The organism is Streptosporangium sp. CA-135522 (assembly GCF_050949235.1).
GTDB lineage: Bacteria > Actinomycetota > Actinomycetes > Streptosporangiales > Streptosporangiaceae > Streptosporangium.
Map to the genome: position 1 here is coordinate 2,983,994 of NZ_CP192026.1, position 21,375 is coordinate 3,005,368.

The window sequence follows — 21,375 nt, forward strand, 5'->3', positions numbered from 1 at the left end:
GAAGCGCCGGAGATCACCTGGTTCTCACGTCCTGGACGCTCGTCTGCAGCCCTCTTGCCGCGAGTCGTCCTCGCGCGAGTAGGGATCCACGGGGGCGCCGGTGGCCTTCGCCGCCACCTCGTCGGACTCCGAGTCCGGATAGGACGGATGCACGAAGCCGTCGTGGACGTCGCACCGCGCCGGAGTGACGGCGCCGTCGTTCCACCGGGTGACCCAGAAACGCAACCGGCCGCCCTCCTTCCACACCTCCAGCGTGCCGGCGCTGTGCACGACGAGCCGCATCGTGGTCTCCGGCCGGTCCGGCCGCCGGATCGCGTAGACGAACAGGTAGTTCACCTTGACCCGGACGCCTCTGTGGTCGTCGTCGCGGAAGGCGGACAGCCGGGTGTCGCCGGCCACCTTGACGGTTTCCACGGCGAGTTCTGCGGTGTCGGGCGCCAAGCTGGTCACCCACAGGCGGCTGCCGGGCTCGACTTTCCCGTGGCCTCCGCGGCGGTCGAGGTTCTTGACGAACCACTTCCGCTGCTCGGGATCGAGCAGGCCGATCAGCTTCCCGGGTCTGCCGCCCGCCAGCACCCCGCGCTCCAGATGCGAGGCCCGCAGCAGCTCCTTCGCCCGGCCCAGGGCGGCGGAGACCTCCTTGCGGCTCAGCCCGCCCGCCGCCCTGGCCGGCGGCGTCATCAACCCCTCGGCGCCGTCGGCGTACTTCTCGGCGGGCGAGCCGTGGAAGGGAGAGACGTCCACCGGCTTCGCATCCACCGGCGGGCTCTCCTCGGGGACCGCGCCGAGATCCAGGCCGTCGTCCACGACGGGAAGCCCCCCGGCGAGGGCCAGACGGATCTCGTCGACGACGTCGGGCCGGTAGGTGACGAACATCCCGGCCCCCGCCACCAGGACGACCGCGGCGACCACGGCGATCCGCCGCCTGCGGCGACGTCTGACACGCGGCCGGCGTGCCCATTCCCGCGCGGCGGCCTTGCTCATCTTCCGGCGTTCGTCCTGGTCGATCTGCGCGGTGAGTGCGTTGAAGCGCTCGTCGATGTCGTCCATGTCAGGCACTGGGGGGCGCTCCGGAGGAATGTGCTCGCTGAAAAATGATGATCAACATGATGTACGGATTTCGCGGGATCCGGGTAGCCGGCTCGGGCGAATGCCGGAGCGGCGCCCGGGCCGGATACCGTTTAGTCATGAGCAGCAGGCAGCAACCCCGTTGGACCCAGACCTGGCTCGGTGGCGTCAGATCGGCCGGAGTCGACCTGGGCTATCCGGGGGAGCGGCTCGGGCTGCCCCGGCAGGGCAGCGGCGCGGTGGCGGGATTCGGCCGCAGGATCGGCGCCCTCGTGATCGACTGGCTGATCTGCACCTGGGCCATCGCGCAGGGGCTGCTGCGGGTGAACCCGGTCGAACAGGGGTGGGTCCCTCTGGCGATCTTCGCGGCTGCGTACATCCTGCTGGTGGGCACCATGGGCATGACCTTCGGCATGCGGCTGCTCGGCATCCAGGTCGCGGCACTCGGCGGCGGCCGTCCCGGATTCGTCGCGGTGCTGGTGCGGACCCTGCTGCTGTGCCTGGCCGTACCGGCGCTCATCTGGGACCGTGACCAGCGCGGCCTGCACGACCGCGCGGCGAACACCGTGGTCGTGCGGCTGTAGACGGCTCACGCCGCCCGGAGGCCGGCGGACGGGCCTGGCCGGGCGGCGGAACGCGCGCGAGGCTGCGTCCCGGCCGCTATCTCACGCAAGTGAAGATCGCGGTGCCGGGCAGGTGACGGCCGCGCAGCGGGCTCCAGCCACCCCACTCCCGGTCGTGGCCGTCGGGCCACTCCGGTTCGACGAGCGCCGTCAGGGCCAGGCCCGACGCGACGATGTGCCCGATCCAGTCCGCCATCGTGCGGTGATGCTCGACGTAGGACGGCTGCCCGTCGTCGCCGATCTCCACATACGGCGAGCGGTCGAAATAGGACCGGTCGGCGGTCAGCCCGCGAGGTCCCGGATCGTCGGGGAAGGCCCAGCGAATCGGATGGCTGACCGAGAAGACCAGGCGCCCACCGGGGCGCAGCACCCGGTGCGCCTCGGTGAGGACGGCCACCGCGTCGGCCACGAACGGCAGCGCGCCGAAAGCCGAACAGACCAGGTCGAACGACTCGTCGGCGAAGGGCAGGGCCTCGGCGTCGGCCTGGACCACCGTGAGCGGCGAGTCGCTGTCGAGATCGATCCGGCGGGAATGCTGGAGCTGGCGGAAGGACAGGTCGAAGGCCACCACCCGGGCCTCCTGCCCGACCAGCCACCGCCCGCACTGTCCGGCGCCGCAGCCGATCTCCAGCACATCCTTGCCGGCCACGTCGCCCAGCAGGCGGGCCTCGGCCTCGTCGAGGCCCTCGGGACACCAGACGAAGCCGGAGTCACGCAGGAACTCCCCGTGCTCGGCCTGGTATCCGTCCGCGGCGCCGTCCCACCAGCCGCGGTTGGCCCGCGAGGTGACGGCGGCGTCCACTCGACGCCGGTCGACTCCTGCGAGGTCCATCAACGCATCTTCGGCCGGGGCATCCTCGCCCCGCGAGGCAGCGGACCCTTGGGCATCGGCAGGGTCTGCGGAAGAGCCTTCAACCGGTTGTTGATCTCGTAGACGGCGGGCTTCTTGAGGTTGCGGGGCAGCTTCATCAGATGCCGCTGCAGCTTGGCGATCGGGATCTGCCCCTCGCCGTCGCCGGACTGGATGTCGTAGACCGGCACGTCGAGCGCGACCCGCTGGACGCGCTTCTTCTCGGCGACCAGCATCTTCTGCACGCGGCTGCCCGGCCCCTCGGAGACCAGGACGATGCCGGGATAGCCGACCACGCGGTGCACGATGTCCTGGTCACGGTTGACCGCGACGGCCGGGGTGACCTCCCAGTTGCCGCGCATCCCCTGCAGGACCGCGGCGGCGGCGCCGACCTGGCCGTGCAGCATCGAATACTGCGACTTCTGGGCGATCTGGCCGAACACCACCAGCCCGACCGTGAGAGCCAGCATGATCCCGATGAACAGCAGGTACCAGAACAAGCCCGTGACCAGGCCGATCACGATGCACAGCGCAAGTGTGCCGAGCGCTGACGCGTAGACGATCGGCATCCCCTTGGGGTTGGCCTCCTTGATGATCTGGGCGATCATACGGAGTTGCTTGATGCGCCCCGGGCGCTCTGGGTCTTCGGGCTTCTTGGCCATGACTGAAGGATACAAATCCAGGGGTCAAGAAATGAAAACGTGACCTGCCGCGGTCGCGGTCGGGCGGAGGCCGGGCGCGGCCGGATTTCCCGATCGGCCCGTCGTCGTCCGTCCGGGAGGGTCCCCCCAGGACGCCGAAGGGCCCCGCGCGTCAAGCGCGAGGCCCTGGCGTCGAGACGGTGGTCAGGCGTGCTGACGAGCCTCGATGGCCTGCTTGTAGAGACGGCCGGCCCGGTAGGAGGAGCGGACCAGCGGGCCGGACAGGACCCCGGCGAAACCGATGGCCTCGGCCTCCTTCTGGAGCTCCACGAACTCCTCGGGCTTCACCCAGCGGTCCACCGGGTGGTGGCGCGGGGTGGGCCGGAGATACTGGGTCACGGTCAGCAGGTCGCAGCCGGCCTCATGGAGGTCGCGCATGGCCTGGACGACCTCCTCGCGATCCTCACCCATGCCGAGGATCAGATTGGACTTGGTCACCAGACCGGCCTCGCGGGCCTTGGTGATCACTCCCAGGGATCGCTCGTAACGGAACGCGGGGCGGATGCGCTTGAAGATCCGCGGCACGGTCTCGACGTTGTGCGCGAACACCTCGGGCTTGGCCGAGAAGACCTCTTCCAGCTGGGCCTGGTCGCCGTTGAAGTCGGGCACCAGCAACTCGACGCCGCAGCCGGGCAGCAGCGCGTGGATCTGCCTGGCGGTCTCGGCGTACAGCCACGCGCCGCCGTCGGGCAGGTCGTCACGGGCGACACCCGTCACGGTCGCGTAGTTGAGGCCCATCTGCTGGACCGACTCGGCCACCCGCCGCGGCTCGTCGGTGTCGTATTCCTTGGGCTTGCCGGTGTCGATCTGGCAGAAGTCGCATCGCCGGGTGCACTGGTCGCCGCCGATGAGGAAGGTGGCCTCACGGTCCTCCCAGCACTCCGAGATGTTGGGACACCCGGCTTCCTGGCAGACGGTGTGCAAGCCCTCCCGTTTGACCAGCGCCCGCAGCTCGGTGTGGTTGGGACCGGTTCTGAACTTGGTCTTGATCCACTCGGGCTTCTTCTCGATAGGGGTCTCGGCGTTGCGGACCTCCAGGCGGAGGAGCTTTCGGCCTTCCGGAGCAACGGTCATGCGACCTCCTTCGTCGGTCGCTGGACCGAAGTGCTTTGTCTATTCGCTCGCTCGCTACGCTCGCTCACCGCCCCAGCTTATGTCCCGCCGGAGAATGACCACACAGGAGGGGCGACGCTTCGAACCCGCCCGGTCGTGCGCCAGGTCCGGGCGTGGAGCGTCCCGCCGTCCCGGCCGTGACACGCACACGAGGACCGGAGACGCCCGGCAGGTCACCCCGCCGGAATCCAGCGCAGAAACTCAGCGCCGGAAGAGCTCCTCCTCCGGCAGCTCGAAGGCCCGCGCGCCGAGCGCCTCGGCGAGATGCTTCTCGGCGTACGGCATGACCTCGTCGACCACGATCCTGCGGCCGGTCTCCGCCGAGAGGGAGGAGACCCCGGCGTCACTGATCCCGCAGGGGATGATCCGGTTGTACCAGCTCGGGTCGTTGGAGCAGTTGAGTGCGAACCCGTGCATCGTGACGCCCCGTGTGACCCGGATGCCGATCGCGCCGACCTTCCGGTCGGGCAGGCCGTGCGAGGGGTCCCCGGCCACCCAGACGCCGCTGCGCCCCTCCACCCGGCCGGCCTGCACCCCGAAGTCGGCGCAGACGCGGATCAACGTGTCCTCCAGCAGCCGGAGGTAGGCGACCACGTCAAGTCGCTCGCCGAGCTTGACGATCGGATAGCCCACGAGCTGACCGGGACCGTGCCAGGTGATCCGGCCGCCCCGGTCCACGTCGATGACCGGGGTGCCGTCGGCGGGCCGTTCGTTCGGGGCGGTCCGCTTGCCGGCCGTGTAGACCGGGGCGTGTTCGAGCAGCAGACAGGTGTCGGGGGATTGGTCGGCCACCCGGCGGGCGTGGATCCGCCGCTGGAGATCCCATGCCTGCTCGTAGGGGAAGTCAACGCCGAGACGGACGATCGCCAGGTCACTCACGTCTCAAGAGTAGTTGACCCGTTCGTGGTCATGACGTGAGAAGGCGAGGCTCGATGCGGAACTCCTTCACCCCGCTCGCCCCGTCGTGCTCGACCCGATAGGCGTATCCCTTCGGGTCGACGGTGACGGCCTGGATGAACTCGGTGCCCACGTAGTGCAGCGCCACGCCCTCGTCGGCGGCGTAACCGCCGGGCAGCTCACCGGAGGCCACCGCCTCGTGCAGCAGCGTGCGGCGCTGCGGCTCGGAGTTGTAGTGAACGCCGCACGAGTAGGGCAACAGGCCGAGGCCGTCGGCCCACGTCTGCAACGTCGGCCCGAAGGAGTCGGTGTTGCCGCCCACGTGCCAGCACAGCGCCCCCGCGCTCTGCCCGGACAGCACCACCCCCGCCCGCCACGCCTCCTCGAACGCCTCGTCCAGGCCGTGCAGCCGCCACAGCGCCGCCAGATTGGCCACGCTGCCACCGCTGACGTAAATGACATCCTGGCTCAGGATCCACTCGCGGGGGTCTTCGACGTTGGGCATCGGGAACACGGTCAGGTGGCTGACCTCCACGTCCCAGTCGCGGAACGCGCCGTACATCTTCAGCAGCCAGTCGGAGTCGTCCCCCACGGCGGTGGCGAGCAGACCCAGCCTGGGCCGGTCCTGGCCGGTCAGGTCAAGGGCGTACCGCAGCAGCGCGCTCGCCTCTATGAACCCGTGGCGCTCGGACGCGCGAAACGAGCCGCCTCCGATGGCGAGGATGTGAGACTGCCCGGACCTGCCCATATGTGATCTCTCCAATGGCTTCGGCGGAAACGGGGGGACCCTAGAGTACGTTGGCGAGCGCCTCGTCGAGACGCGTATGCCGGAACGTGTGACCCGTCTCCAGCAGGCGCCGCGGAAGCACCCGCTGACCCGTCAGAATCCCCTCCTCGGCGAACTCCCCGATGGCCGTGCGCAGCGCGAAGCCGGGCACCGCGATCGGCATCGTGGGCCGGTGCAGAGCCTGCCCGAGCGCCTTGGTGAACTCGGCGTTGGTCACCGGTTCCGGGGCGGTCAGGTTCACCGGGCCGGAGAGCTCCGGGGTCCTCAGGATGTGCCGTACGGCGTGCACCCAGTCGTCGATCGTGATCCACGACCAGTATTGCCCGCCCGAGCCCAGCGGCGCTCCCAGTCCCAGCTTGAAGATCGGCAGTATCCTGGGCAGCATTCCGCCGTCAGGACTCAGCACCAGCCCGGTGCGCAGCCGGGCCACCCGGATGCCCGCCTCCTCCGCGGGCGCCGTCTCGGCCTCCCACGGCACCACCACCTCCTGCGCGAGGAACCCGGTGCCCGGCGGGGAGGTCTCGTCCACCTCGCGGTCCCCGGTGTCTCCGTAGAAGCCGATCGCCGAGCCGGACAGCAGCACCGGTGGCCTGGCCGACAGCTCCGTCAGCGCCCGCACCAGCGTCCTGGTCCCCTGGATCCTGCTGCGCGCCACCTCGCGCTTGAAGTCGTCGCTCCAGCGCCGGTCTCCGATCCCCGCTCCGGCGAGATGGATCACGGCCTCCGAGCCCTCCAGGGCCGCCGGATCGACGAGCCCTTTGCCCGGGTTCCAGAACGACTCGTCGGCGCCCTGCGGCGCCCGCCGTACCAAACGGACCACCCGGGCGCCGTCGGCCCGCAGAGCCTTGACCAGAGCCGATCCCAGCAGGCCCGAGGACCCGGTCACGATGATCGCCATGTCGTCCAATCTAATCGACCTCCCCCGGGATCTTCGGGAGCGCGGCGGTCACCGGATTCGCCGCCTGCCAGACAAGGCGTCGGAAAGCGGACCGGGCCGGCCCGCGAGAAGCGGACCGGCCCGGTGAGGGAGAACGGAGGCTAGGCGTTGAGGCCCAGCTGGTTCTCGAAGCGGCCCTCCTCGAGACGGCGCTTGATCGTCGTCAGGAAGCGGGCGGCGTCGGCGCCGTCGACCAGGCGGTGGTCGTAGCTGAGCGCGAGGTACACCATCGAGCGGACGGCGATGACCTCACCCTCGGGGGTGTCCAGGACCACCGGACGCTTGACGACCGCGCCGGTGCCCAGCATGCCGACCTGCGGCTGGTTGAGGATCGGCGTGTCGAACAGCGCGCCACGGCTGCCGGTGTTGGTCAGCGTGAACGTGCCGCCGCCGAGCTCGTCCGGGCTCACCTTGTTGGTGCGGGTGCGCTCGGCGAGGTCGGCGATCTTACGGGCGAGGCCGGCGATGTTGAGGTCGCCCGCGTCCTTGATCACCGGGACGATCAGGCCGCGCTCGGTGTCCGTCGCGAAGGCCAGGTGCTCGGCGTCGAAGTAGGTGACCTCGTTGGTCTCGCTGTTGATCGTGGCGTTCAGCTTCGGGTGCTGCTTGAGCGCCTCGATCGTGGCGAGGGCGAAGAACGGCATGAACGAGAGCTTCACGCCCTCGCGCCGCTGGAACTCGGCCTTCGCGCGGTCGCGCAGCTGCGCGATCTTGGTGACGTCGACCTCGACCACGGTGGTGAGCTGGGCCGAGACCTGCAGCGACTCGACCATGCGCTTGGCGATGGTCTGACGCAGACGCGACATCTTCTCGGTACGGCCACGCAGCGTGGTGTCGACCGTGACCGGCTCGGGGGCCGGGGCGGCCGCGGCGGGCTGAGCCGGAGCCTGGGCGGCGGCCTGCGGAGCCGGAGCCTGGGCGACGGCCTGCTCGCGCTGGTTGCGGGCGGCCTCCAGCACGTCCTGCTTGCGGATGCGGCCACCGACGCCGGTGCCGTTCAGCGTGTCCAGGTCGACGCTGTGCTCACCGGCGAGCTTGCGGACCAGCGGCGTGACGTACGGGCTGTCACCGGAGGCCGGCGGCGCGGCCTGCGGAGCGGGAGCCGGGGCCTGCGGAGCCGGGGCGGCCTGCGGAGCGGGAGCCTGCGGGGCCGGGGCCGGGGCGGGCGCCGGAGCGGGTGCCGGTGCCGGAGCCGGAGCGGGTGCCGGTGCCGGGGCGGCGGCCTGGGGAGCGGCGGGCTGCGGGATCGAGGAGATCGGCGGAGCCGGAGCGGGCTCGGGCTCGGGCGCGGCCTCCTGAGCCGGCGCGGAGCCGGCGGAACCGTTCTCGTCGATGACCGCGAGCTCGGCGCCGACCTCGACGGTCTCGTCCTCGCCAACAACGATCTTGGTGAGGATGCCCGCCGCCGGCGACGGGATCTCGGTGTCGACCTTGTCGGTGGAGACTTCGAGGAGCGGCTCGTCGGCCTCGACGCGCTCGCCCTCCTTCTTCAGCCAACGGGTGACGGTGCCCTCGGTGACGCTCTCGCCGAGCTGGGGCATCTGTACGGACTTCGGCATTGGTGTCTTCTCTCGTGTTCCGAGTGAGGGCTTGTGATTAGTTGTGAACGTGCAGCGGCTTGCCGGCCAGGGCGAGCATCGCCTCGCCGACGGCCTCGGACTGGGTGGGGTGCGCGTGGATGAGCTGCGCGACCTCGGAGGGCAGCGCCTCCCAGTTGTAGATCAGCTGACCCTCGGTCACGAGCTCGCCGATGCGGCGGCCCACCATGTGCACGCCCAGCACCCGGCCGTCCTTCTCGGCGACGACCTTGACCGCGCCCTGCGTCTGCAGGATCTGGCTCTTGGGGTTGCCGGCGAGGTCGTAGGTGAACTCGACGATCTCGTGACCACGCTCGCGGGCCTGGGCGGAGGTGATGCCCACCGAGGCGACCTCGGGGTCGGAGTAGGTGATGCGCGGCACGCCGTCGTAGTCGATCGGCACCGGGTTGAGCCCGGCGATGTGCTCGGCCACCAGGATGCCCTCGGCGAAGCCCGCGTGGGCCAGCTGCAGGGTCGGGATCAGGTCACCGACCGCGTACACGCCCGGCACGCTGGTCTGGCAGAACTCGTCGACGGTGACCGTGCCGCGCTCGATCGCGACGCCCGCCTCCTCGAAGCCCATGCCCGTGGAGACGGCGCCACGGCCGACGGCGACAAGCAGCAGTTCGGCGTCGAGGGTCTTGCCGTTGGCGAGCGTGACGACCACGCCGGTGTCGGTGGTCTTGACGCCCTCGAAGAAGACGCCCAGCTCCTGCTTGATGCCACGGCGGCGGAAGGCGCGCTCCAGCAGCTTGGAGCTGGACTCCTCCTCCAGCGGGAGCAGGTGCGGCAGGGCCTCGACGATCGTCACCTCGGCGCCGAAGGAACGCCACACGCTGGCGAACTCCACGCCGATGACGCCGCCACCCAGAACGATCACCGAGGTGGGCACCCGGTCCAGCTTGAGCGCGTGCTCACTGCTGATGACCCGCTCGCCGTCGATCTCCAGGCCGGGCAGCGACCGAGGCGCGGAGCCCGTCGCCAGCACGATGTTGCGGCCTTCGTAGACGTCGGAGCCGACGCTCACGCGGTTCGGGCCCGCCAGGCGGCCCTCACCCTCGATGATCGTGATGCCCTTGCTCTTGAGCAGGCCCTGGACGCCCTTCCAGGCGCGAGTGACGATCTTGTCCTTGAACGCGTGGACACCGTCCATGTCGATGCCCTCGAAGCGGGCCTTGACGCCGAACGCCGCGCTCTCCCGGGTCTCGTCGGCCACTTCCGCCGAGTGCAGAAGGGTCTTGGTGGGGATGCATCCCCGGTGCAGGCATGTGCCGCCGATCTTGTCCTTCTCGATCAGCGCGACCGTCTTGCCCAGCTCGGCCGCCCGCAGGGCGCAGGCATACCCACCGCTACCGCCACCCAGGACGACGATGTCGTAGGGGCCGCTGCCATCAGCCACAGGAAAGCTCCTTGTCGGATCGAAATACCGTCTTCACGGTCGCGCCCGCTCCGTGCCCTGGACGGTCTCGCGGACGCCGGTAAGCGTCCACGTTCCCCCCTCGGGCACGGCTCGCCGCATCGCCGGGGCCTTGCCGCTGGCCTGACCCCGACAACCGCATCTTTTCATTTGTCCACGTTGCTCGTGACCCGCTTGTGTCCACGTCGCTCGTGACCCGCTTGCGCGGCGCGGGCTAGCCCGCGTAACGCTCGGCGAGACCGATGAGGGTCCGGGTGATCGCCCCGGTACCGCCCTTCGGGGTGTAACCGTGGGGCTCCCCCTTGTTGAAGGCGGGCCCGGCCATGTCGATGTGTGCCCAACGGACCCCCGCCGGCACGAATTCCCGCAGGAAGACCGCCGCCGTCAGCATCCCGCCGAAGCGCTCGGGATGGAGGTTGGCGATGTCGGCGACGGGGGAGTCGAGCCCCTTGCGGAGCTCCTCCGGCAGGGGCATGCCCCACGCGGCCTCGCCCTGCTCGCCGGCGGCTTGGACGACTTCCTCGCGGAGTTCGTCGTCGTTGGCCATGACGCCGGCCGTACGCCAGCCGAGCGCCACGATCTGCGCCCCGGTGAGCGTGGCGATGTCCACGATCACGTCGGGGTTGTCCTGACCGGCGCGGGCGATGCCGTCGATCAGGACGAGGCGGCCCTCCGCGTCGGTGTCGAGCACCTCCACGGTCTTGCCCGCGAAGCTGGTGAAGACGTCGGAGGGGCGCTGGGCGGTGCCGCTCGGCATGTTCTCCGCCAGGCAGAGGTAGCCGACCGCGTTGACCTTCAGACCCAGCTTGGCGATCGCGACGAGCGCGCCGAAGACGGCGCCCGCGCCTCCCATGTCCGACTTCATCCAGTCCATCGACGCCGACGGCTTGAGCGACAGACCACCGGAGTCGAAGGTGATGCCCTTGCCGACGAACGCGACCGTCTTGGCGGCCTCCGGGTGGTTGTAGGCGAGGCGGACCAGGCGCGGCGGGTTGGCCGAGCCCTGGCCGACGGCGACGATGCCGCCGTAGCCCTCTTCCTTGAGGGCCTTCTCGTCCAGGATCTCCACCGACAGTCCCGCCTTCGAACCGGTCTGCTCGGCGATCTCGGCGAAGCGGGCCGGCCACAGGTCGGAGGGCGGGGTGTTGACCAGGTCACGGACCAGGGAGACCGACTCGGCCACGGTGGCGGCGCGCTCGATCGCGGCCCCGGCGTCGCCGGCACCGGCGCCGCTCAGCACCGTCAGCTCGGCCACCGGGGCGGCGTGCTCGCCGGTGGTCCGGTAGGCGGTGAAGGCGTAGGCGCCGAGCAGGCCGCCCAGGGCCACGGCCCCGGCGCGCTCGGCGTCGGCGGCGGGCAGGGCGAGCGCGACACGGGTGGTCCCGGCGAGGGAGCGGGTGGCCGTGCCGGCGGCGCGGCGCAGGGTCTCGGGATCGTGATCGCCCTCGGGGGCGTCGCCGAGACCGACGACGACCAGGAGCGGGGCGGTCAGCGCGCCGAAGGTCGGAAACTTGGCGATCTCACCCGCCCTGCCCTTGACACCCATCGCGCCGAGCGTCGCGGCCAGCCGGCCGCCGAGCGCCTCGTCCACGCTCTCGGTCCCGGGAGCGGGGCGCGGGCCGTCCGGGCCGGTATGGACGCCGACGACCAGGGCATCGGTATCAAACGAGACAGCGTTGTCAGTTGAGTTCAGCCGCACAGTGGTCACGTCGCCCGATGCTAGTCGGGCTTGCTCAGTACGCATAAACGAGGGTTCGTCCTACGAATCGCTTCGCCTGATGATGCCAATGTGATTGGCACCATTCGAGGAGATGGTGCTAATGTCACTATCACTATGCTGCTCACTTTGGATCTGAACGATCCTCGGCCCCTGCACGAACAGGTGTCCGAGGCGATTCGGCGTGCGGTCGCCGAGGGTTCCTACGCGCCGGGAGATCGGCTCCCGCCCGCCCGTGACCTGGCCGATGCGCTGGGCATCAACGCCAACACCGTGCTGCGCGCCCTGCGTGACCTGCGCGACGAGGGCGTGTTGGAGTTCCGCCGCGGGCGGGGTGTGAGCGTGCTCAGCCGCCCCGACCCGCGCAGCGTGCTGGAGGAGAAGCTGCGCTCGTTGCTCGCCGAGGCGGGCCGGTACGGCTACCGGCACGACGACGTCATCGATCTGATCAGGGAGATCTCGTGACCGGGCCGGGCGCCCGGTCATCGAAGGAAAGGACCGTCATGAGTTTGCGAGGCCGATTCGTTTCGGTGGCCACCGTCTGGGTGGCGCTGGTGGCCGCCGTGCTGGCCGCGGTGCCCCTGGCACTGCGCGATCGGCTGCCCGACCCGATGGCCTTCCACTGGGGGCCGTCGGGCGCCCCCGACGGGTCGGCGCCGTTCGCCGTCGCGCTCGCGTTCGGGGTGGGGACATGGCTGCTGGTCGGCGGCGGGGCCTGCGTCGCAGCCCTCGTCGACTCCGGCTCGCTGCGGCGTCGCGCCGGCCGGACGGGGCTCGGGGCGACGCTGGGCGCCGGAGGCCTGTTCAGCCTGGCCATGCAGCTCGCCGTCGTGTCGGCCAACCTCGGTGCGTCCGACTGGCGGCGGGCGGGCGGACTGTCCCTCACCGTGCTGCTGGCGCCCGCCGGGCTGATCCTGGGTGGCTGGCTGGGCGCGCTCGCCGCCCGACCCGGCCCCGACGAGGTCCTCCACCGGGGAGACACCGACGGCGACCTGCTCGACCTGCGCCCCGGCCAGCGCACGGCCTGGGTCTCCTACGCGCGCAACGGCTGGCTCGTCGCCGCCGGTGCCTCCCTCGCCGCCGCCGGGGCGGGCCTGCTGGTGGCCGGGGCCTTCGGCGGGGACACCGGCCTTCGGCCCCCTGCCGCGATCATCGTCGTCGCCGGTCTCGCCGCCGTGGCGGTCAGCTCGGTGCGGGTGCGGATCGCCGAGGACGGCCTGCGGATCTCCTACGGCCCGCTGCGCCTGCCCCGCAGGCACGTTCCGCTCGCCAAGCTGGACCGGGCCTGGGCGGAGGAGCGTTCCCCCCGCGAGGTGGGCGGCTGGGGCCTTCGCGGCCTGCCCGGCGCCACGACGGTCATGATCCGAGGCGGGGAGTGCCTCGTCGTGCGCTACGCCTCCGGCGCCCGGCTCGCCGTCTCCGTCGACGACGCCGAGCACGGCGCCGCCCTCCTGAACACGCTCGTCATCAACGCCTCCTGACCGCCCTCCGAGAACGCTCGTCATCAACGCCTCCTGACCGCCCTCCGAGAATGCTCGTCCTCAACGCCTCCTGACCACGTTCCTGACCAAGCCGGCCAGCCTTCCGGCACGCGACCCCGGGCACCCCGCCGGCCGCGTGCCGGCGGGGTGCCCGGGGTTCCTCGACGACCTCCCGAAGGTGGTGCCATGTCGCGTCGTCCGATCGACCTGTGGCTGTTCCTGCTCGTCGCGTTCGTCCTGTCCTGGCTGTGCGCCCTGCCGATCTGGCTGGCGGACGCCTCGCTCGCCTCCCCGCTGGTCCTCGCGGCCGGCGTCCCGATGATGTTCACCCCCGCGCTCGGCGTCCTCGCCGTCTGGCTGTACGGCAGGCGGCGCGGCGCACCGGGGACCTCCTGGCGCGAGTGGGCCGGGCGGACGGGGCTGACCTCGGGCGGGCGGCGGGGACGCACGCTCGCGCTCGTCGCGCTGGCCTGGCTCGGCACCCCGCTGCTGGTCGTTCTGGCGATCGCGCTCAGCGCCGTCCTCGGGGCGTTCACCCTCGACCTCGACGGGCTCAGCCTGCTGCGCGAGCGCCTGGTCGGCGCCACCGGGGGACGGGCGCTGCCGGTGGACCCCCGGTCGTTCGCCGCCGTGCAGTTCGCGTCGGCCTTCCTGATCGCTCCACTGATCAACTCGATCGCGGCGTTCGGGGAGGAATGGGGCTGGCGGGGCTGGTTGCTGCCGCGCCTGACGCCGCTGGGCACCTGGCGGGCGCTCGCGCTCTCAGGAGTGATCTGGGGCGCCTGGCACGCCCCGCTCACCCTGCGCGGCTACAACTATCCCGAACTCGGCGCGTGGGCGGCGCCCATGTTCGTCATCTTCTGCGTCGTCTACGGATCCGTGCTCGGCTGGCTACGCCTCTACTCCGGCAGCGTCTGGCCCGCGGTGATCGGCCACGGCGCGCTCAACGCGTCGGCGAGTCTCGTACTGCTCGTCGGCGACGCGGCCGCCCCACCCGACCTCGCCGTCGCCGGGATCACCGGGCTGGTCGGATCGGCGCTGCTGGCCGTGGTCGCCGCCGTGCTGTTCAAACGGTGGCCGATCCGCCCGCCCGCCCCGGTCGCCGTCTGAGGAGGCCGTCCGGTGACCGTCATAGGGGCCATCGGCCGATGATCGCCGCTGAGGGGTCAGCCGATGACCACCGCTGAGGGGGTCAGCCGATGACCACCGAGCACACCAGCAGCGCGGTGGTCGTGGCGATCTCGACGAGCGCGCCGAGCACGTCCCCGGTGATCCCACCCAGTCGCCGTACGGCCCTGCGCCGCAGGGCCCAGGCGGCCAGCAGCCCGGCGAGGACGGCCAGACACGGACCCCAGACCTCGGACGACGGCCCGAGATCCGTACCGGCCGCGGCCATCGTCCCCTCCGACGGGAGCTCCTGGATACCGGACACCGTCGTCACCCCCGCCGCGGCCTCGATCCCGCTGAAGGGTCCGGTGCCGGGCGGCGGGACCGGGAACGGCGATCCGAAGGCGCCGACGGAGGAGGGGAATGTCAGGGCCACGAGCGCGACGAGCACGAGCGCCGTCACGGCCAGCGCGGGGCCACGCCGCACGGTGCCCGCGACCATCGCGCCGAGGCCGTCCGGACGGGCCGGGGGGACGCCCGCGCGGCAGGCCCACGTGAGAGCCAGCCGCCCGGCCACGCAGGCCGTCACCAGCGCGGTCGCGCCCGCTCCCGCGGCGGTGACCTCCGACAGAGTCGCCACCTGCACCAGCAGGGTCAGCACCAGCGTCACGACGCCGAACGGGCCGATGTCGGAGCGCTTCATGATGTCCAGCGCCCGCTCGGCCGGCCGGCCGCTGCCCAGCCCGTCGGCGAGGTCGGCCAACCCGTCCAGGTGCAGCCCTCTGGTGAGCAGCGCCAGGGCCGCCACGGCCAGCACCGACGCCGGCAGGGGGGTGATCCCCAGCCACAGCGCCGCGACGAGCACGGCCGCGCCGGCGATCCCGAGCAGCACCCCCACGAACGGGGCGACCGTCATCGCGATCCCCCCGGCCCTGCGATCGACCACCCCCGGGCGGACCGGGAACACGCTCAACGTGCCGATCGCGAGGCGCACCCCGTCGGCGAACGTGGCGGGATTTTCCGAAGGCGGCGTTCCAGACACGGTCGTCGATGGTAGCCCGCGGGCTCCGGGGCGGTGGTCGCCCCGCGTCCGTTCGGACGGGCACGCGTCCGTTCGGACGGGCACGTGTCCGCTCGGGTGGATACGCGCCCGCCCGGACGGGCATGCGCCCGCTCAGACGGGCAGGGGAAGGACGCGGCCGGCGACCACCAGGGCGACGTCCTCGGATTCGAGGGCCAGACGCTGGTTCAGGCGGCCGAGGGCGTCGCGGAACGCCCGGCCGCTGGAGGTGGCGGGCACCACGCCGAGCCCGGTCTCGTCGGAGACCGCCACGACCTGGACGCGGGTCTGCCGCCACGCGGCGACCAGTTCGTCGCACCGGGCCGTGACCGCCTCCCCGGCGCGCGGGTCCGACCAGGCGTCGCACTCGTCGAAGACCGCGGCGACCCAGGTGCCGAGCCCGTCGACCAGCAGCGGGACCTCGGCGGTTCGCAGCAGCCCGGCCAGGTCGGTGGTCTCGGCCGTGCCCCAGTGGGCCGGTCGGCGCTCCCGGTGCGCCCGGACCCGGCGATCCCACTCGGCGTCGTCGCCGCCGGACGGTCCGGTGGCGACGTAGAGGACCTCGGGCTCACCCGCCAGCCGCAGTTCGGCCTCGGCCGACTTGCCCGAGCGGGCCCCGCCCAGCAGTAGGGTCCGCCGCGGCCGCGGGGGCCGGACGGGCACGGGCTCGCCGGTGTCGAGAACGGTCCCGTCCGGTACGGCCCGCACCCCCCACAGTGCGGCCCGCCGTGCCAGCTCCGCCTCCGTCGGCACTCGGTGATCGATGCCCACGGCCACGATGTGGGTCCGCTCGCCGATCACGCCCCGGCGGCGCAGATCTCCCAGCCGCTCCGGCCGGTCCAGCACGTCGATCAGCACCAGATCGCAGGCGAGCCGTTCGCCGTGCCCGCCGGGGCGGTCGCCGTGCCCGTCCGGGAAAGAGACGACGTGGTGGGCGTGCGGCGCCGCATAGAGGATCCGCTCCCCGCCGGGGGCGGTGAGGGCGAGACCGTCGGGGCCGGTCGAGGCGCGGTAGCCGGCGGGGAGCGGGCCGGCGGGCGGCAGCCGTACGGGATCGGCGAGGGCGATCTCGGTGGGGCGGCGATGACCGGAGGGCAGCCGCGCGCAGGAGGCGCACCCGCAGCCCGGAACGGGCCAGCCGTGTGCCGCCGCCGTGCCGGAGATCAGGACCTTCACGGTCTCAGCGTATGGGCGTGGGCCACGGTGCCCCGACGGTGGGCGCGTCCCGGATGCCGATCACGCCTTCGCCCTCCGCCGGCCCTCAGTCTCGGGGATGTAGGGTTCGCTGAGCCGTGGGAGGCACCGGCAAACCCGCGAGAGGAGCGTGCGGCATGGCTTGGCACTGGCGTTACGAAAACGCGAATGGCGGTGTGGTGACCGAGGGGGTCGCGCCGTCCGACACGTTCCCGAGCCAGGCGGATGCGGAGTCGTGGCTCGGTGAGAGCTGGCGTGAACTGCTGGAATCCGGGGTTGAAAAGGTGACTCTTCTCGAAGAGGACCGGGTCGAATACGAAAAGATGTCGCTGCGCCCGGAGTGAACGACGAAATCCCTGGGTTTCCCATTCGGGAATGGGAAACCCAGGGATTTCGCTCGCTTCGATGACTACGGGCGCTTCTCGGGGCTGACGGTCTTGGCGGGGTCCCGCTCGACGATCGAGCCGAGAACATCGTCGATCTTCGACATGACCTCGGCGTCCAGCTTCACGCCGGAGGCCTTGACGTTGTCGCGGACCTGCTCGGGCTTGGTCGCCCCGATGATGGCGGAGGCCACGTTCGGGTTCTGCAGCACCCAGGCGACCGCGAGCTGGGCCATGCTCAGGCCGAGGTCGGCGGCGATCGGCTTCAGGTTCTGGACCCGGGTCAGCAGGTCGTCGTCGAGCATCCTGGAGACGAAGTTGCCCCCGGTCGGGTCGGTGGCCCGGGAGCCGGCCGGCGGCGGCTGGCCCGGCAGGTATTTACCGGTGAGCACGCCCTGGGCGATCGGGGACCAGACGACCTGGCTCAGGCCTTCCTTCTCCGACAGCGGCACGACCTCGGCCTCGATGACCCGCCACAGCATCGAGTACTGCGGCTGGTTGGAGACCAGGCGGTCGAAGCCCATCTCATCGGCGATCTTCAGGGCCCGGGCGATCTGGTCGGCGTTCCACTCGCTGACGCCGACGTAGAGGACCTTGCCCTGCCGTACGAGGTCGTCGAAGGTCTTGAGGGTCTCCTCGAGCGGGGTCTCGTGGTCGAAGCGGTGGGCCTGGTACAGGTCGACGTAGTCGGTCTGCAGGCGGCGCAGCGAGCCGTGGATCGACTCGGTGATGTGCTTGCGGGACAGGCCGCGGTCGTTGGGGCCGGAACCCGTGGGCCAGTAGACCTTGGTGAAGATCTCCAGAGACTCGCGGCGGACACCCTTCAGAGCGCGGCCGAGCACCTCCTCCGCCCTGGTCCCCGCGTACACGTCGGCAGTGTCGAAGGTGCTGATTCCCTCGTCGAGCGCCGCCCGCACGCATTCCCTGGCGGCATCCTCCTCGACCTGGGAGCCATGAGTGATCCAGTTGCCGTAGCTGATCTCACTGACCATGAGACCGCTCCGGCCAAGGTGGCGGAATTCCATGCCCAAGACCCTAGTAGGTGTCATGTGGCAGACCGATTCGGGATACTCTGCCCGGCGTGTTGCGCTTGATCACTTCTCGATGGGTACGGCTCGCGCTCGCGGCCGCCGTGGCGGCAGCGGTCGTCGTGGCGATCCTGCGCCTGCGCCTGCGCCGGCGGCCTGTGGCCGTCCCCGGGGCCGTTCCCCGGGGTGAGGCCGAGACCGCCCCCCGGGTCGAGACCGAGCGCGAAGCCGCGCCGTCCTGGCCGCCCGCCCCGATCCTCGGCACCCCCACCGCCGAGGATCTCAAGCGCTACGCCGTCAGGCCCTACATCCCCCGGTTCCTGACCACGCCACTGCCGGCGCGGGAACCCCTGGACTCCCTCACCCGGCGCCGCCTGACCCGCTGGGGGGCCGTCGCGGTCGCGCTGTGCCTGCTGGTGCTCGGCACGCAGGCCCTGGAGAACGCGACCTTCTCCAAGGAGGCGGCCACCTCCGAGGAAGCGGCCGTCGGGCCGGCCTTCGCCACCGTGGTCGGCTCGTGCGAGCGGGGCGGGATGGCGAGCGCGGTGCCGCCGGACGTCGGCGGTGACAGGGCCGAGACGCTCTGCGAGGCGCGGCCCCCCAGTGCCCAGGACCTCTTCGACCAGGCACGGGGGGAGGATCTGCAGACGCCGACCACCGTCTCGGACCCGGAGACGAGCCCGGCCCCGGAGGCCACCACCGAGCCGTACCCGTACAAGCCGGTCTCCGACGCGGACTGCCACCCCGTGACGCGGGCGCCGAGGGCGAGGCCGCTCAGCCCGCGGGTGGTGCGGGCGGTGAACCGGCAGTGGGGACGGATCGAGAGGTGGCTGAAGGCCAACGCGCCCGCGAGCCACCGCACGCTCCGCCCGCCCGCCAGGGCCCGGACGATCGCGGTCGCGGAGGCGCAGATGGGCCTGCGCTTCCCCAACGACCTGCGCGCCTCGCTGCTGCGGCACAACGGGGCCGCGATGACGAGCGGGGCCCGGCCGTTCGGATTCCTGGGCGACACGGCCCTGGGCGTGCGCGAGATCCGCGACACCTGGCGGACGCTGTGCGGGACCGATGACCAGGACGAGGACTCCGAGCCGCGTGCGGAGTGGTGGGACGGGCGCATGATCCCCGTCGGCTCCGACGGATCCGGCGACCACCTCGTGATCGACTCGGTGCGGCACGACGTGGGGGAGACGGACAACGAGAGCGGGATGGGCTTCACGCCGGGCCAAGTCTCGATCCGCTCGCACTACGCGCTGCTCAAGGCGACCGCCGACGCGCTGGAGACCGGCGGGACCGTCGGCTACTGGAAACCCCTCGTCACCGAGGGCGAGCTCGACTGGCAGGTCGCGGACGTGGGCTGAGGGCCGGACGCGGATTGAGGTCCGGCCGTGAGCTGAGGGCTGGACATGGGCCGAGGGCTGGACATGGGCCGAGGGAGAGTGAGAACGGGGCGGAGAGGACGGGGCACGGCCGAAACCCCGTTCCCCGGAGAGCACCTGGCGAGAGAGGCCGGCGAGAAAGGCGAGGCGAGAGGCGAGAGGAACGAGCGAGGCCCCGCCCCCGGGAGGGGACGGGGCCTCGGAAGCCTTCGGCTACTTCTTCGCCGGGACGGGCCGGCCGCCCGGCAGGAAGGCGGGCGGCGGGAAGCGCAGCTTGCGGATCTGCAGCGCCCGCATGGCGGCGTAGAAGCCGACGCCCTTGAGGCTCTCGCCGGGGAACTTCTCGGCCGCGAGTTTCTTGACCTTCCAGGACACCCAGACCGAGGTGAACAGGACGCCGACCATCATCAGCGGCCAGCCGACCGTGATGACGGCGGCATAGACGTAACTGCGGACCTGGGCGGGGAAGGGGACCCAGGTGAGCAGCAGGATCAGCAGCGAGAACGGCAGGAAGTACTGGCTGATGATCCGGCGGGAGTCCACCCAGTCGCGGGCGAACTTGCGGGCCGGGCCCCGGTCGCGTGCCGGGAAGTAGCGCTCGTCGCCACGCATCATGCCCTCGCGCGCCTTGACGCGGTCGGTGGCCTGGCGTTCGCGGAGCTGCTTGTAGGCCTCTTTGCGGTTCTGGGGGGCGTTCACCGGCTGACGGCGACGGCCTTCGGCGTCCCGGCGCTTGGGTGTGGGACGCCCCTTGCCCGCAGGCTTAGGATCGTTGGCGGAGACGGGGGCGTCGTCCGCGGTGGTCTGGGTACGTCGGAACACATCGTCAGCCTACCGGGACCGCAACTTAGTGACGCCCTCGTACGTTATGCGTAGGGTGAACCCTAGGTGGCTCCGCTGCTTTCCATGGGGGGCTGGAATCACTGGGGTGATCCGAAGCGCATTTGAAGAAGGGGACGGCCGACGCGCATGAGCGTGATGAAGAGACTTTCCATGATCTTCAAGTCCAAGGCGAACAACGCCTTGGACAAGATGGAGGATCCGCGCGAAACCCTGGACTACTCCTACCAGCGTCAGTTGGAGTTGTTGCAGAAGGTGCGCAGGGGCGTGGCCGACGTCGCAACCTCGCGCAAGCGGGTGGAGCTGCAGATCAACCAGATCGAGGCCCAGTCGCGCAAGCTCGAGGAGCAGGGCCGCAAGGCGCTCGGCGTCGGTCGCGAGGACCTCGCCCGCGAGGCGCTGACCCGCCGCTCCAGCCTGCAGACCCAGATCGCCGACCTGCGCGTGCAGCATGACAACCTGCAGGGCGAGGAGGAGAAGCTCACCACCGCCTCGCACCGGCTGCAGGCCAAGGTCGACTCCTTCCGCACGCGCAAGGAGACGATCAAGGCGACCTACACCGCGGCCGAGGCGCAGACGCGCATCAACGAGGCCTTCTCCGGGATCTCCGAGGAGATGGGCGACGTCGGCCTGGCCATCCAGCGGGCCGAGGACAAGACAGCCTCGATGCAGGCCCGCGCGGGCGCCATCGACGAGCTGCTGGCCAGCGGCGCGCTCGACGACTTCAGCGGGCAGCGCGGCGACGACATCCAGGCCGAGCTGGACCGCATGGGCGGCGGCCACGACGTGGAGCTGGAGATCGCCCGGATGAAGGCCGAGCTCGGTCAGGGCCCCGCGCCCAAGAGCGCGATCGAGTCCGGCGCGCCCCACCAGCAGCCGCAGCAGTCGCAGTCCCCCCAGACCCAGCAGTACCGGCAGCCGGGGGAGGGGCTGTGATCGTTCGGATCATGGGCGAGGGCCAGATCGAGATCGATTCTCGTGACCTCGACGTCCTCAACGCCCTGGACGGTGAGCTCGAGGCGGCCATCGAGTCCGGTGACGAGGGGGCCTTCCGGGCCTGCCTGCACGACCTGCTGGACAAGGTCCGCCATGTCGGCAAGGCGCTCGCGGACGACAGCCTGGAGTCCTCCGAGCTGATTTTGCCTCCGGCCGACGCTTCCATGGAGGAAGTGCGGGAGATGCTCGGCAACGAGGGGCTGATTCCCGGATAGTTTGGGCA

22 protein-coding genes are annotated in these 21,375 nt (G+C 71.2%); 8 read left to right on the forward strand and 14 right to left on the reverse strand.

What is annotated here, in order from left to right:
* Positions 1-24 precede the first annotated feature (24 nt).
* On the reverse strand, positions 25-1,050 hold the full coding sequence (locus ACQPYK_RS14135) for a hypothetical protein (protein ID WP_433255131.1): 1,026 nt from the start codon (positions 1,048-1,050) through the stop codon (positions 25-27).
* 137 nt (positions 1,051-1,187) lie between these two features.
* Between ACQPYK_RS14135 and ACQPYK_RS14140 the strand changes: the two genes are divergently transcribed.
* Positions 1,188-1,652 carry an RDD family protein gene (locus ACQPYK_RS14140; protein WP_433255134.1) on the forward strand — a complete coding sequence of 155 codons (465 nt, stop codon included), beginning with the start codon at positions 1,188-1,190 and terminating at the stop codon, positions 1,650-1,652.
* 76 nt (positions 1,653-1,728) lie between these two features.
* Here ACQPYK_RS14140 and ACQPYK_RS14145 read toward each other — a convergent pair whose 3' ends face one another.
* The 9 genes from ACQPYK_RS14145 to ACQPYK_RS14185 all read right to left on the reverse strand — a co-directional run bounded on the left by ACQPYK_RS14145 (position 1,729) and on the right by ACQPYK_RS14185 (position 11,714).
* Positions 1,729-2,523, reverse strand: a complete 795-nt coding sequence (locus tag ACQPYK_RS14145; RefSeq protein WP_433255136.1) for a class I SAM-dependent methyltransferase — start codon at positions 2,521-2,523, stop codon at positions 1,729-1,731.
* Positions 2,523-3,203 carry a DUF4191 domain-containing protein gene (locus tag ACQPYK_RS14150; RefSeq protein WP_433255139.1) on the reverse strand — a complete coding sequence of 227 codons (681 nt, stop codon included), beginning with the start codon at positions 3,201-3,203 and terminating at the stop codon, positions 2,523-2,525. Before ACQPYK_RS14150 ends, ACQPYK_RS14145 begins: the two co-directional genes overlap by 1 nt.
* Before the next feature lie 183 nt (positions 3,204-3,386).
* Positions 3,387-4,316, reverse strand: coding sequence for a lipoyl synthase (gene lipA, locus ACQPYK_RS14155; protein WP_433255142.1), 930 nt, complete (start codon positions 4,314-4,316; stop codon positions 3,387-3,389).
* Positions 4,317-4,556: 240 nt separating this feature from the next.
* Positions 4,557-5,234 carry a lipoyl(octanoyl) transferase LipB gene (gene lipB / locus ACQPYK_RS14160; protein WP_433255145.1) on the reverse strand — a complete coding sequence of 226 codons (678 nt, stop codon included), beginning with the start codon at positions 5,232-5,234 and terminating at the stop codon, positions 4,557-4,559.
* 28 nt (positions 5,235-5,262) lie between these two features.
* Positions 5,263-6,000, reverse strand: coding sequence for a Type 1 glutamine amidotransferase-like domain-containing protein (locus tag ACQPYK_RS14165; protein WP_433255147.1), 738 nt, complete (start codon positions 5,998-6,000; stop codon positions 5,263-5,265).
* Between the two features lie 40 nt (positions 6,001-6,040).
* Positions 6,041-6,937 carry a TIGR01777 family oxidoreductase gene (locus ACQPYK_RS14170; RefSeq protein WP_433255149.1) on the reverse strand — a complete coding sequence of 299 codons (897 nt, stop codon included), beginning with the start codon at positions 6,935-6,937 and terminating at the stop codon, positions 6,041-6,043.
* Between the two features lie 140 nt (positions 6,938-7,077).
* Entirely contained in the window at positions 7,078-8,535 is a 1,458-nt protein-coding gene (gene sucB, locus ACQPYK_RS14175; protein WP_433255152.1) for a 2-oxoglutarate dehydrogenase, E2 component, dihydrolipoamide succinyltransferase, read from the reverse strand.
* 37 nt (positions 8,536-8,572) lie between these two features.
* The gene (gene lpdA / locus ACQPYK_RS14180) at positions 8,573-9,952 is read right to left on the reverse strand and encodes a dihydrolipoyl dehydrogenase (protein WP_433255154.1); all 1,380 of its coding nucleotides are present in this window, start codon (positions 9,950-9,952) and stop codon (positions 8,573-8,575) included.
* Positions 9,953-10,184: 232 nt separating this feature from the next.
* Positions 10,185-11,714, reverse strand: coding sequence for a leucyl aminopeptidase (locus tag ACQPYK_RS14185; protein ID WP_433255156.1), 1,530 nt, complete (start codon positions 11,712-11,714; stop codon positions 10,185-10,187).
* Positions 11,715-11,816: 102 nt separating this feature from the next.
* Between ACQPYK_RS14185 and ACQPYK_RS14190 the strand changes: the two genes are divergently transcribed.
* The 3 genes from ACQPYK_RS14190 to ACQPYK_RS14200 all read left to right on the forward strand — a co-directional run bounded on the left by ACQPYK_RS14190 (position 11,817) and on the right by ACQPYK_RS14200 (position 14,278).
* Positions 11,817-12,152: a GntR family transcriptional regulator gene (locus ACQPYK_RS14190; RefSeq protein ID WP_433255159.1), complete on the forward strand. Its 336-nt coding sequence runs from the start codon at positions 11,817-11,819 to the stop codon at positions 12,150-12,152.
* Positions 12,153-12,190: 38 nt separating this feature from the next.
* On the forward strand, positions 12,191-13,168 hold the full coding sequence (locus ACQPYK_RS14195) for a DUF1648 domain-containing protein (RefSeq protein ID WP_433255162.1): 978 nt from the start codon (positions 12,191-12,193) through the stop codon (positions 13,166-13,168).
* Between the two features lie 186 nt (positions 13,169-13,354).
* On the forward strand, positions 13,355-14,278 hold the full coding sequence (locus tag ACQPYK_RS14200; protein WP_433255164.1) for a lysostaphin resistance A-like protein: 924 nt from the start codon (positions 13,355-13,357) through the stop codon (positions 14,276-14,278).
* Between the two features lie 82 nt (positions 14,279-14,360).
* On the opposite strand, the gene ACQPYK_RS14205 is transcribed toward ACQPYK_RS14200, so the two are convergent.
* Both ACQPYK_RS14205 and ACQPYK_RS14210 read right to left on the reverse strand, forming a co-directional pair.
* Positions 14,361-15,317, reverse strand: coding sequence for an adenosylcobinamide-GDP ribazoletransferase (locus ACQPYK_RS14205; RefSeq protein ID WP_433255167.1), 957 nt, complete (start codon positions 15,315-15,317; stop codon positions 14,361-14,363).
* A gap of 132 nt (positions 15,318-15,449) precedes the next feature.
* The gene (locus tag ACQPYK_RS14210) at positions 15,450-16,511 is read right to left on the reverse strand and encodes a bifunctional adenosylcobinamide kinase/adenosylcobinamide-phosphate guanylyltransferase (protein WP_433255169.1); all 1,062 of its coding nucleotides are present in this window, start codon (positions 16,509-16,511) and stop codon (positions 15,450-15,452) included.
* 155 nt (positions 16,512-16,666) lie between these two features.
* Here ACQPYK_RS14210 and ACQPYK_RS14215 point away from each other — a divergent pair, with 155 nt between their 5' ends.
* Complete coding sequence (locus ACQPYK_RS14215) at positions 16,667-16,873, forward strand: hypothetical protein (protein WP_433255171.1); 207 nt, start codon at positions 16,667-16,669, stop codon at positions 16,871-16,873.
* A 65-nt stretch (positions 16,874-16,938) separates the two neighbouring features.
* On the opposite strand, the gene ACQPYK_RS14220 is transcribed toward ACQPYK_RS14215, so the two are convergent.
* A complete protein-coding gene (locus ACQPYK_RS14220) occupies positions 16,939-17,937 on the reverse strand; it encodes an aldo/keto reductase family protein (protein WP_433255173.1) in 999 nt (332 codons plus the stop codon).
* A 56-nt stretch (positions 17,938-17,993) separates the two neighbouring features.
* On the opposite strand from ACQPYK_RS14220, the gene ACQPYK_RS14225 reads away from it, so the two are divergent.
* Positions 17,994-19,298 carry an SMI1/KNR4 family protein gene (locus ACQPYK_RS14225; protein WP_433255175.1) on the forward strand — a complete coding sequence of 435 codons (1,305 nt, stop codon included), beginning with the start codon at positions 17,994-17,996 and terminating at the stop codon, positions 19,296-19,298.
* Positions 19,299-19,529: 231 nt separating this feature from the next.
* On the opposite strand, the gene ACQPYK_RS14230 is transcribed toward ACQPYK_RS14225, so the two are convergent.
* The gene (locus tag ACQPYK_RS14230) at positions 19,530-20,138 is read right to left on the reverse strand and encodes a DUF3043 domain-containing protein (RefSeq protein WP_433255177.1); all 609 of its coding nucleotides are present in this window, start codon (positions 20,136-20,138) and stop codon (positions 19,530-19,532) included.
* 147 nt (positions 20,139-20,285) lie between these two features.
* On the opposite strand from ACQPYK_RS14230, the gene ACQPYK_RS14235 reads away from it, so the two are divergent.
* Positions 20,286-21,092 (forward strand): PspA/IM30 family protein, encoded by an 807-nt coding sequence (locus tag ACQPYK_RS14235; protein ID WP_433255180.1) that lies wholly within the window; start codon positions 20,286-20,288, stop codon positions 21,090-21,092.
* Positions 21,089-21,367, forward strand: coding sequence for a PspA-associated protein PspAA (pspAA, locus tag ACQPYK_RS14240; protein WP_433255183.1), 279 nt, complete (start codon positions 21,089-21,091; stop codon positions 21,365-21,367). Before ACQPYK_RS14235 ends, pspAA begins: the two co-directional genes overlap by 4 nt.
* Positions 21,368-21,375: the final 8 nt, after the last annotated feature.

Excerpts from the sequence above, each read along its gene's own strand:
- ACQPYK_RS14215 (WP_433255171.1), top strand. The coding sequence starts at position 16,667 with ATGGCTTGGCACTGGCGTTACGAAAACGCGAATGGCGGTGTGGTGACC.
- ACQPYK_RS14140 (WP_433255134.1), top strand. The coding sequence starts at position 1,188 with ATGAGCAGCAGGCAGCAACCCCGTTGGACCCAGACCTGGCTCGGTGGC.
- sucB (WP_433255152.1), bottom strand. The coding sequence starts at position 8,535 with ATGCCGAAGTCCGTACAGATGCCCCAGCTCGGCGAGAGCGTCACCGAG.
- ACQPYK_RS14170 (WP_433255149.1), bottom strand. The coding sequence starts at position 6,937 with ATGGCGATCATCGTGACCGGGTCCTCGGGCCTGCTGGGATCGGCTCTG.
- lipA (WP_433255142.1), bottom strand. The coding sequence starts at position 4,316 with ATGACCGTTGCTCCGGAAGGCCGAAAGCTCCTCCGCCTGGAGGTCCGC.
- ACQPYK_RS14195 (WP_433255162.1), top strand. The coding sequence starts at position 12,191 with ATGAGTTTGCGAGGCCGATTCGTTTCGGTGGCCACCGTCTGGGTGGCG.
- ACQPYK_RS14135 (WP_433255131.1), bottom strand. The coding sequence starts at position 1,050 with ATGGACGACATCGACGAGCGCTTCAACGCACTCACCGCGCAGATCGAC.
- ACQPYK_RS14150 (WP_433255139.1), bottom strand. The coding sequence starts at position 3,203 with ATGGCCAAGAAGCCCGAAGACCCAGAGCGCCCGGGGCGCATCAAGCAA.
- ACQPYK_RS14220 (WP_433255173.1), bottom strand. The coding sequence starts at position 17,937 with ATGGAATTCCGCCACCTTGGCCGGAGCGGTCTCATGGTCAGTGAGATC.
- ACQPYK_RS14185 (WP_433255156.1), bottom strand. The coding sequence starts at position 11,714 with ATGCGTACTGAGCAAGCCCGACTAGCATCGGGCGACGTGACCACTGTG.
- ACQPYK_RS14145 (WP_433255136.1), bottom strand. The coding sequence starts at position 2,523 with ATGGACCTCGCAGGAGTCGACCGGCGTCGAGTGGACGCCGCCGTCACC.
- ACQPYK_RS14200 (WP_433255164.1), top strand. The coding sequence starts at position 13,355 with ATGTCGCGTCGTCCGATCGACCTGTGGCTGTTCCTGCTCGTCGCGTTC.
- ACQPYK_RS14235 (WP_433255180.1), top strand. The coding sequence starts at position 20,286 with ATGAGCGTGATGAAGAGACTTTCCATGATCTTCAAGTCCAAGGCGAAC.
- ACQPYK_RS14165 (WP_433255147.1), bottom strand. The coding sequence starts at position 6,000 with ATGGGCAGGTCCGGGCAGTCTCACATCCTCGCCATCGGAGGCGGCTCG.